General features: G+C 38.5%; 8 protein-coding genes and 1 pseudogene. All 9 read right to left on the reverse strand.

Annotated features, from left to right (window positions below):
• The coding region (liaX, locus tag R6U02_RS09090) for a daptomycin-sensing surface protein LiaX (protein ID WP_410263297.1) at positions 1 to 1,561 on the reverse strand (1,561 nt) is incomplete at its 3' end.
• 171 nt (positions 1,562 to 1,732) lie between these two features.
• Positions 1,733 to 4,558, reverse strand: coding sequence for an excinuclease ABC subunit UvrA (gene uvrA / locus R6U02_RS09095; protein WP_410263298.1), 2,826 nt, complete (start codon positions 4,556 to 4,558; stop codon positions 1,733 to 1,735).
• A gap of 161 nt (positions 4,559 to 4,719) precedes the next feature.
• On the reverse strand, positions 4,720 to 5,385 hold the full coding sequence (locus tag R6U02_RS09100; protein ID WP_410263299.1) for an HD domain-containing protein: 666 nt from the start codon (positions 5,383 to 5,385) through the stop codon (positions 4,720 to 4,722).
• Positions 5,386 to 5,446: 61 nt separating this feature from the next.
• Complete coding sequence (locus R6U02_RS09105) at positions 5,447 to 6,595, reverse strand: cation diffusion facilitator family transporter (RefSeq protein ID WP_410263300.1); 1,149 nt, start codon at positions 6,593 to 6,595, stop codon at positions 5,447 to 5,449.
• 4 nt (positions 6,596 to 6,599) lie between these two features.
• Positions 6,600 to 6,926, reverse strand: coding sequence for an ArsR/SmtB family transcription factor (locus R6U02_RS09110; protein WP_410263301.1), 327 nt, complete (start codon positions 6,924 to 6,926; stop codon positions 6,600 to 6,602).
• A 118-nt stretch (positions 6,927 to 7,044) separates the two neighbouring features.
• Positions 7,045 to 8,241, reverse strand: coding sequence for a PDZ domain-containing protein (locus tag R6U02_RS09115; protein WP_410263302.1), 1,197 nt, complete (start codon positions 8,239 to 8,241; stop codon positions 7,045 to 7,047).
• A gap of 293 nt (positions 8,242 to 8,534) precedes the next feature.
• Positions 8,535 to 9,425: a permease-like cell division protein FtsX gene (ftsX, locus tag R6U02_RS09120; protein ID WP_410263303.1), complete on the reverse strand. Its 891-nt coding sequence runs from the start codon at positions 9,423 to 9,425 to the stop codon at positions 8,535 to 8,537.
• The gene (ftsE, locus tag R6U02_RS09125; protein ID WP_410263304.1) at positions 9,415 to 10,101 is read right to left on the reverse strand and encodes a cell division ATP-binding protein FtsE; all 687 of its coding nucleotides are present in this window, start codon (positions 10,099 to 10,101) and stop codon (positions 9,415 to 9,417) included. The genes ftsX and ftsE overlap by 11 nt, the downstream gene beginning before the upstream one ends.
• Positions 10,102 to 10,525: 424 nt before the next feature.
• Positions 10,526 to 10,678: pseudogene (gene prfB, locus R6U02_RS09130) on the reverse strand (peptide chain release factor 2); the annotation flags it as partial.

Below are 10,678 nucleotides of genomic sequence, written 5' to 3' on the forward strand. Positions count from 1 at the left end.
GACTCTTTATTTTACCAAATGTCGTTCTTGCTTGTCCTTCTAAAGTAATGTTTTTAGGAATAGCCACTTTTACGTTTCCATTAACCGTCGTTGCATTAAGTCTAGTAATAGTGCTATTCATCACAGTAACTTTTATCTCGCCATTCGTAGTAGACAGGTCTCCACTTTCTAACGTTCCTTCATATACAAGAGTGCCATTTACTGAACTGGCAAGCAGATCTTTCAATTGACTGTTTTTAATTGTTACCGAACCATTTGAACCTTTAGCTTCCAACATTGTTCCATTCAGTTCTTCAAAATCGATCGATCCGTTCATTGATTTAGCGTAGACATCTTTAACCTCAATATCAGTGACCACGACTTTCCCATTCAACGTATTAACAGATAAATAATCATACGTTCTTTCCGGTAAGGTAAGCGTTAAGTCTATATAAACGCGTTTATTGGGAACATGGACTATTAATTTGTCTTCATCTACCGAAACAGTACTGCGAACATCAAAAGATTCTTCAGGTGTCTCTTCATCCATTTTTCCATACAGTTTCCCTTTTGCAGATAGCATTATTTTTTCAGTATTTCCTTTAATTATATTCACTTTGCCGTTAGCAATTTTAATATCTAAAATAGTTGCTGTCGATTCTTCAAATGCCCATTCTTTACTATACTCTTTGGAAGCCAAGGTTGGAAATTTCAGATTGACATTTTTCCAATCGAAATTATCGAGCACATTATCGAAAGATGTTCGAATCGTTTGTTTAACATCTTTGTCAGAGGTTTCTCTCACAGTTTTCTTGAAAAGCGTTGACATCTCTTTACTTGCTTCTTCAATGCGTTTACCTGCTTTTGTCAATTCTTCGCTGGCTTCTTTTTTCCAATCTCCAGGAATTTCGAAATCAGCCGTCGCTTGTCTCGCTTTGAGTGTCCACTGTTTGACTTTTGAACGGTTCAACTGCTTGACACATTCATTTTTTTTATCAGTTAACTCTGATTTTTTCTTTTCTAGCTGAGCAATCTCTTCAGTCAGTTCTTTGATGCGAGTATCTTCTTCAAAGTCCTGTTCAGTTATCTCAACACGTTCCAGTTCTTGCGAAAGTTTGTCGATCTTATTCCTCAACGCGATGATTTCATTGGTATTATCTACTTCATCCAACTGTTTGATCAACTCTAATTCTTTCTGAACAAGTTGGATTTCTTCTGAAATAGCTTGTTTTCTTTCTTTAATCTCTGATTGACTGTTTTTCGTGAGGCTATTTAATTCAGCGTTCTTTTCACTTAATTCAGAATCAACTTCGGTAAGATGTTGATTCAAATTATCTAGTTCCATAGAACATTCATTGATTTCTTTGACCAAAGCCTCAAGTTCAGTTTCAGCCTCTTTTTTATTTTGTGTTGATTCTGTTTTAACGTCTTCTTCAACAGGTTGATCCTCTTGTTCAGTAAATTCTTCAGCTTCTATTTTCTTTCCTTCTTTATTGATTGTGTTTTCGAGTAAGTCCAGGCCTTCTTCAGTCGATAAAATACCTTTTTTCATTAAGTCTATAATACGCTCTTTTTCGTTCATTCAAAGCCCTCCTATATGGGTTCCCTTAATTGATAAACAACAGTTCCACACGTTCTATTATCATTATGCATCATCTATTGAAGGTTGTCATAGGACTTACGACTGATTTTTATATTAAAAAAAATTGCATTAATCATCCACGAAGAAGATTTACTAAATAAATCTGATCTTTCAGCGTTTATTTAGTATCTTACTCAAATAGTGACCTGTATAACTCTCTTTACATTGGGCAACCTCTTCTGGAGTTCCTGTTATAATGACATTCCCTCCACCCTCGCCACCTTCTGGACCAAGATCGATGATGTGATCTGCCACTTTTATGACATCCAAGTTATGTTCGATGACAAGCACCGTGTTTCCGGCTTCAACTAGGCGATCCAATACTTGTAGTAGTCGGGCTATATCATCCGCGTGCAGACCGGTGGTCGGTTCATCTAGAATATAAAAGTTATGACCATTCTGTCGCTTGTGCAGTTCGCTCGCCAGCTTCATTCGCTGGGCTTCCCCACCAGAAAGCGTGGTGGCAGGTTGTCCTAACCTCACATAACCGAGGCCTACATCTATGATCGTCTGCATTTTACGTTCGATTTTCGGTACATTGGCAAAAAAAGCGACAGCCTCTTCTATTGTCATCGCTAATACATCAGCGATATTTTTCCCTTTGTATTTCACTTCCAGTGTTTCCGAATTGTAACGCGTCCCATGACATATTTCACACGGGACATAAACATCAGGCAAGAAGTGCATTTCGATTTTTAATATCCCATCACCTCTGCACGCTTCACAACGGCCGCCCTTCACGTTAAAACTGAACCGCCCTTTTTTATATCCACGCATCTTGGCTTCATTAGTCTTTGCAAATAAATCACGAATATCATCGAACACACTCGTATATGTCGCTGGATTACTTCTTGGTGTACGACCGATCGGACTCTGGTCGATATCAATCACTTTTTCCAGTTGTTCATATCCTTCAATTGACTTAAATTTACCTGGTCTCTTTTTAGAACGACTGACTTCTCTCGCCAAAGCTTTATGCAGGATTTCGTTTATCAATGAGCTCTTCCCCGAACCGGAGACACCTGTTACAGCAATGAATCGTCCTAAGGGAAAATCAACATCAATATTTTTGAGATTATTTTCCTGTGCACCTTTGATTTTAATATAACCATCTTTATTGGTACGTCTGGTTTTCGGTACCGGTATTTCTTTTTTTCCTGATAAATAGGCTCCAGTAATCGAATCTGGATGTGCCATGATCTCGTCTATCGTTCCCGTCGCGACTACTTCTCCACCTTTTTCTCCTGCTCCCGGACCAATATCAATAATATGATCTGCCGCACGCATGGTATCCTCGTCGTGTTCCACAACAATAAGCGTATTGCCCAAGTCTCGCATTTTCTTCAAGGAATCGATTAGACGATTATTATCTCTCTGATGTAATCCAATAGAAGGTTCATCTAATATATAAAGGACGCCTGAAAGATTTGATCCGATTTGTGTCGCTAAACGGATCCGCTGTGCCTCACCACCAGATAATGTTCCAGCTTTACGGTTTAAGGTTAAATAATCAAGCCCAACATTTTCCAAAAATGTCAGTCGCTCTTTTAATTCCTTATTTATAGGCTTGGCTATGGTTGTGTCTTTAGAGGAAAGGTTTAAGTTTTCAAAAAATTCCAACGCGTGTTCCACGGAAAGCTGACTGATATCACCGAGGTCTTGACCTTCTATTTTAACTGCTAAGGCTTCCTCATTCAAACGTTTCCCATGACAAACAGGACACTCCAGCTCGGTCATATACTGCTGCATGACCTTGCGCGTATAGTCACTATTAGTCTCATGGTATCGTCTATTTACGTTAGGCATTACACCTTCAAATGGGATCATCGTGTCACGGACACTTCCAAAATCATTTTTATAATGAAAATGAAACTTTTTCTTTTTAGATCCGTTTAATACGATTTCCTTGTGTTTTTTTGGTAAATCTTTAAAAGGTATCGTTGTATCAATATCAAACGATTCGCAGGCCTGCGATAACATTTGTGGATAATAACTCGAACTAATGGGCTGCCAGGGAAGCAATGCACCTTCATCCAGGGAAAGTGTTTTGTCTGGTACCACAAGGTCGATATCCACTTCGAGCTTCATTCCTAATCCATCACATTCTGGACAGGCGCCAAAGGGTGCATTAAAAGAAAACAGACGCGGCTCTAGAGGGGGTAATGTAAACCCACATACCGGGCACGCATAATGTTCACTGAAGAGCACTTCTTCTTCCCCGATAATGTCTGCGATAACATAACCTTCTCCCAGCAGTAAGGCTGATTCCAAAGAATCAAACAAGCGGGAGCGAATCCCCTCTTTTAGTGCTATCCGGTCTATGATGACATCAATGGAGTGGTTTTTGTTTTTATCCAACTCGATCTCTTCATCAATATCAACTAATTCGCCATCGATTCTGAGTCTGACATATCCTTCGCTTTTTATCTTTTCCAACACTTTTTTGTGCTGTCCTTTTTTCTCTTTTATTACCGGAGCAAGAATTTGAAGGCGCGTCTTTTCCGGGTATTCCAAAATACGATCAACCATTTGTTCAATGGATTGACTTGATATCTCAGTACCATCATTCGGGCAGATCGGTTTGCCGATTCGTGCATACATCAATCTCAAAAAATCATTGATTTCAGTAACTGTCCCAACGGTTGAACGTGGATTATTACTTGTCGTTTTCTGATCGATGGAAATTGCCGGACTGAGTCCTTCTATGCTGTCCACATCAGGTTTATCCATTTGACCTAAAAATTGTCTAGCATAGGAAGACAGTGATTCGACATATCGACGCTGTCCTTCCGCATAGAGCGTGTCAAACGCCAGGGAACTTTTACCCGATCCTGATAAACCTGTCATCACAACCAGTTTATCTCGCGGAATAGTAATATCAATATTTTTCAAATTATGAGAACGTGCACCCCGTACTACAATTTTATCATTTGCCATGCTTTCATCCTACCTTTATTAATCGTCTCTTCGTTTATCATTCTCTTATTCATATTGTAAAGTTTTTATTTAAGTTATGCGACTAATAGACTTTGAATCGCTGCTAAAAGAGAGGAAAGAGTTTGACTCTTCCCTCTCTCCCATTATTTATTTTAACATATTTATTCATCTATCGCGAATGTCTGTTCTACTTTATGGTTCTTTAAAATCATTCGAGAAATCTTTTCCAGCTCTGATTGATTGGTAAATTCACCCTTAAGTAAATCAGGTAGTATCTCTGCTAGGAAATACTGCACACTTGCCATTTCTTTGAATTTTAAAATGGTATCTAAGGATTCCCTGTAGATTTCATTGAAAAGCGGCTCCGGATTTCCTTTTTGTATCTCACCAAAAGACTCATATAGTAAGTCGACTTTATCAGCGACTGATAAAATCTTTCCTTCCAGAGAGTCATCTTTCCCCTCTTTCAGACGCTCGTGGTAAATGGACTGAAATTCTTCCGGAAATTCCTGCTGTATGAAGTGTTGCGTCATGGATTCTTCCACATGCGCCAATCGATCCCGCAAATCGGGATCTGCATATTTGACAGGTGTTTTGATATCCCCTATAAATATCTCTGCATAATCGTGATTCAACGCTTTTTCGTACAATGCTTTCCAGTTCACTTTATTGCCTCTGTTTTCTTCAACTGTTCCTAGAAATTGAGCAACTTTGGTCACTTTGAACGAATGTTCTGCGACAGAGTGCTCTTCATACTTGAATTTTCCGGGACAACGGTATATCTTTTCTAAATCGCTTAAGCTCTTGAAGTATTCATGGATCCCCATACGTATCTCCCCTTTTTTAAAGTTACCTTATACTATCAACATCACCTGCTTTTTTCAACAATTAATCTTTGGTTAATGTATTTTTAGGATCATAGACGATTTCAATCGTTGTATGATTGATACTAAAACCTGATAAATCGGCCCTTATTCTTTCCTTCATTGCTTCAATCTCACTCATCTCTTCCTTCGGCGTACTGATTGTAACTGTCATAGCGTGTTCGTTACCATCTATAGACCATACATGCAGATGCGACACATTTGTTACACCTTGAACTGAAAGAACGGTATCTTCAATTTTTTGTCGTGAGAGGTGTTTAGGGGTGGCTTCTAAAAAGATCTCGACCGTCTCCTTAAACAATGGCCATGTTTTGTAAATAATAAATGAGGCTATGGCTATGGATAGGACTGGGTCCAGAATATACCAGTCTGTATAATTCAAAATAATACTGACAATCAATACGCCTACCCATCCTAAAACATCTTCTATCATATGCAGATTAATAGCAGATTCGTTGCGGGATTCTCCACGGCTCATTAACCAGGCGGCGAATCCATTTGCCGCTATCGCAGCGATGGAAAGCCAGAACATCCCTTCATGATTGACAGACTCAGGATTCAGGAACCTGGGAACGGCATTGAAAACAACAACAATTGACCCACCTAGCAGGATGACAGATGTTATTAAAGCACCTAATAGAGAAAAGCGCAAATGACCGAAACTATACTGATCATTTGCTTCTTTGGTGGAGATTTTTTCGAAGTAACTGGCTAATCCGATCGACAAGGCGTCGCCCAGATCATGAACGGCATCAGTCATGATGGCGATACTATTGAATAGAAAACCAAAAATAAATTCACCCGCGGAAAAAATTAAATTCAAACTGAATACCATCATCATTTTTTTCGACGTTTTCTGATTCATGATCGATTCAATACCGTGATGATGGCCGTGCTTGTGACCGTGACTGTCATTGACAGTCTGTGTCTCTTCACTACTGATGTTTGTATCGTCCATTTCACTCATCGTGATTTTTTCGAATTCCAATATTTTTTTTATCTGATCAATATCCACATCGCTTTCATCCAGAAGAAGTTTACTGTTCTCATAATCAACACTCACTTTAGTATGGGTCGTAAACTGATTCAGTTTTTCCTCTAAATTTATAGAACACTTGTTGCAATGTAGACCATTTAATTTGTATTCGGTCATTTTTCTACCTCTTTTCTTGAACGTGGGTGACGACCTGATCGATGAGTTCATAAACATGCTCATCCATAATAGAGTAGATACGGGTTTTACCCTCTCTGCGTGATTTTACAAGTCTTGCGGCTTTTAAAATTTTCAGTTGATGTGAAACTGCCGATTGCTCCATAGCCAGAGTATTCGCTATCGTATTTACATTCATTTCATTTAAAGATAAATAGTAAACAACGGCTAAACGATGAGGATCACTCAAGGCTTTAAACAATAATGAGGCATTCTCAAGTGTTTCATTTTCAATTTCCATCATTTCACCTCTTTTATATGTACGTATGTTCATGTGTTCATGATATCACTTTTCCACTCCTTTTCCCACCATATAAAAAACTTCTCCGTTAACATCATTTTAGAAAGGCTAAACCTTAATAATGATATCAGCGGAGAAGTGAAAACTCTTTTTAGTATTCGATGTCTTCCAATGTCACAAGCCCCAAGTCATGAGCATCTTCTTCATAAATAGGCGTTTCAGCCATGACAAGTTCCCCATCTAGGCGTTTCAATTTAAGTTTGCTATATGAGCGATTGTTAAACAACGATTCAGTGAGGTCTTCAGAAGATGTTAATTTCATCTGATTCGATTCTACAAGTACATCTCCTACTTCAATTGACATTCTTTCGGCTGGACTGTTTGGTCTCACCGCTACGACACGCAATCCATCTTGATCTGGTCCGAATTTAAATGCCCATTTCCTCTCTCGCTGTCTATGTCTATACAGCACATAACCCCCTCCGACAAACAGCACACCTAAGCCGATCGCACTGAACTCTTCTATCCAAAATGACAATCCCACTAACAGGACGCTCAATACGCTAAGTAGTGAAAAATCCTTAATGATGGCCTGTTTCGCTTCAGAAGGAAGTTGTGCTTGTACAGTGTATCTGAAACCTAAAAGTACAGGTATGATCAGAAATGAATAGGTTTGATTCCCCATTGAAAAAACGGGCCACCAGTCAAAGAGAGCGGTGAACGTTTCTCCCGGTACAATCACAACCAGAGGAATCAACCACAAGGGTGTCATACGGTATCTGGCTACTAGCTTACCCCGTTTGGTTTTCATAAATCTCGGAACAAACTGGTTCATATTTCCTTTGTTTAAAACAACTATCGTACTCATTAATAATAGAGCCCCTAAAACGAGTATCCCCTGAGTATTCTTTAAAGTCATCGTTGTTTGACTTAATATAGGGCTATTCCATTGTTCCAGAATATCACTAAACACTGACGCTTCCGTAACAAAATAACTCAGCCCTAGTACCAGCAAACCCGCAGCACTAAATGTAAAGATCGGATGAATGAATCTATAGCCTAAACCTAAAAATAATAGCGTCACGATATGATAGACTATGATCCAGTCAATTGTAACTGGCATCCCTATGCCCACTGAAAACAAGGATATCACGGCTCCGGGAACGAGGCCCCAAGTTATTAATCGTTTGATCTCATAATTTTCTTTATAAACGGTCGTTCTAAGTTTGCTTCTGGAGTACTTGAAACGTCTATTTTTGGATAAAAGTGCTAAAATGACACCAACGATAAATGTCGGTTGTAGTACAAATAACAAAAGTGCCAGTATGATATTTTGAAACAGCGTCATATTGTTCATCCCTTCGAATCTATATTTACCTTATTTTATCATATTAAAACATAACTTACTTTGTTTATACAAAAAAAGCTCCTTATGTGATGGTATGACCTAACACAAGGAGCTTTTATTTATACATTGGAACTTATGGCTGTCCGAAACCGGCAAGGTATCTAGAACAATGACCCGATGTAAATGTAGCAACTGCCACACCCATCGCTATTTGAGTGTCCATAGATTTTTCTCCACCCAAGCGTACTCCAACCTGTTTATATGTAAAAAGAGGGAAAACTCCCTCTTTTTGATTAAACTTTCAAGAATTTTCTGATTGACAATGCTGATCCAATACTTCCTATTACTATACCAATAGTAAGAAGTAACACAATGATCTGAATCAAGAATGGGTTAGGCGATAATAAACTGAAATATGTGCCAGATAGGTATCCCATTAATGTATCAAACCCTTTTAAATACACATAAGAAATAATCGATACAGGAATCAAGGCTCCAGCAAAACCGATTATTGCCCCTTCGATCAAGAACGGCCATCTAATAAACCAGTTTGTTGCACCTACTAATTTCATAATCTCAATTTCTGTTCTCCTTGAAAAGATAGTAATTCGAATAGTGTTGGAAATCAAGAACACAGCGGTAAATATCAGCGCACCTATTATAATGGCTCCGACATTTCTTACCGTTCCCATCATTTCAAAGAGTCGGTCAGCTTCTGCTCCACCATAGTTAACATCATCAACCACAGGACCTAATTCTTCTGCTGCTTCAGCTACTTCTGAAGTGTACTCGGGTAAGGAGGTATTCAAGATGAATACATCATGCAACGGATTATCGTCTCCTTCAAATAGTCCGAATTCTTCACCATAGCTTCCCATGACGTTGTCCAGCTCTGCTTCTCTACTTGAAAACTCTATAGACTCAATATTCTCAATTTCGTCCAATTCATTTTTTAATGCTTCTTGCTCTGATTCTTCTGTTCCGGTTGCAACATACACTCTCACGCTCACGTCTTCTTCGACATCTGACGCTAGCTTATTCACATTCATTAAGAGGGCAATTAAACTCCCCACGAGTAATAGTGTAATAGCAACAGCACTGATAGCTGCAAATGTCATCCACCCATTACGTTTAATGCTTTTAAACGATTCTTTTATATGTCTTCCTGCGGTTCTAATTCTCATAACCATATTCCCCTCTTTCTTGGTCGCGGGCAATACGTCCATTTTCAACAGCTAAAACGCGATGTCTCACGCGGTTAACAATGCCGCTGTTGTGCGTTGCCATAATAATCGTTGTCCCATGGTTATTGATTTCTTCAAGCAAGTCCATGATGCCCTCTGCCGTTTCCGGATCCAAGTTTCCTGTTGGTTCATCTGCGATCAGTATACGTGGCATATTAGCAATCGCTCTAGCGATTGCTACACGTTGCTGTTCTCCGCCTGATAGTTCATTTGGAAACATGCGTACTTTATGTTTTAATCCGACTAAATCTAGAACTTCTAATGATCTTTTTTGAATATTCTTAGGATTTTTACCTACCACTTGCATAGCGTACGCAACATTCTCAAACACAGTCAAACGTGGCAATAGTTTGAAATCCTGGAACACTACGCCTACATATCGTCTTAGGAATGGAATTTTTTTACTCTTCAAATTCATTAAATCAAATTCGCCCACTTTGACCGTTCCTTTTGTAGGCAGCTCTTCACGGTAAATCATTTTTATGAACGTTGATTTACCTGCACCACTTGGGCCCACGATATAGACAAATTCCCCTTGATCGATCGTTACGTCCAACCCATTAATAGCCGTGATGCCATTAGGATACTTTTTATAGACATTTTTCATCTCTATCATTGATTATATCACCTATCTACTTTAGATTTTTATTCTAATCTGGTAAGCAACCTATTAATTATCTTCACTTGCTTTTTAGAACCTTACTTAGTATATCATCAATTTCACATATGTCTGTTTTAAACAAATTACAATATTGTTTCAACGTAATATTTCATTTTTTTATAAAAACCAGCGTTTGAAAAATCAAAGCTGCCATTTATTGAATCACCACTTGCAACGTTAAAAATAGCAAAAACGAGTTTTGAATAACCATTACCAACCGTTTATGCCACTTAAAAAGGTCAATTCAATCCACTATCGCGTTATCAGTCTCGCCTGTTCTTTTATTATTTTTTTGTCTGAAATATGACAGTATCCCTTTTTTTCCTAAAAAAATACAGACCTCTGTATTAGAAGCCTGTATTTACTCATTATTTACTTATTAACGATTAATCGTTAACCTTAAATATGCATTGATGAATGGATCGATTTCTCCGTCCATCACAGCATCAGTATTTCCTGTTTCCTCATTCGTTCTATGGTCTTTTACCATAGCATACGGGTGGAAAACGTATGATCTGATTTGAGAGCCCCA

Source organism: Alkalibacterium sp. (assembly GCF_046484155.1).
GTDB lineage: Bacteria > Bacillota > Bacilli > Lactobacillales > Carnobacteriaceae_A > Alkalibacterium.

Excerpts from the sequence above, each read along its gene's own strand:
- R6U02_RS09100 (WP_410263299.1), bottom strand. The coding sequence starts at position 5,385 with ATGGGGATCCATGAATACTTCAAGAGCTTAAGCGATTTAGAAAAGATA.
- uvrA (WP_410263298.1), bottom strand. The coding sequence starts at position 4,558 with ATGGCAAATGATAAAATTGTAGTACGGGGTGCACGTTCTCATAATTTG.
- R6U02_RS09115 (WP_410263302.1), bottom strand. The coding sequence starts at position 8,241 with ATGACGCTGTTTCAAAATATCATACTGGCACTTTTGTTATTTGTACTA.
- R6U02_RS09105 (WP_410263300.1), bottom strand. The coding sequence starts at position 6,595 with ATGACCGAATACAAATTAAATGGTCTACATTGCAACAAGTGTTCTATA.
- R6U02_RS09110 (WP_410263301.1), bottom strand. The coding sequence starts at position 6,926 with ATGAACATACGTACATATAAAAGAGGTGAAATGATGGAAATTGAAAAT.
- ftsE (WP_410263304.1), bottom strand. The coding sequence starts at position 10,101 with ATGATAGAGATGAAAAATGTCTATAAAAAGTATCCTAATGGCATCACG.
- ftsX (WP_410263303.1), bottom strand. The coding sequence starts at position 9,425 with ATGAGAATTAGAACCGCAGGAAGACATATAAAAGAATCGTTTAAAAGC.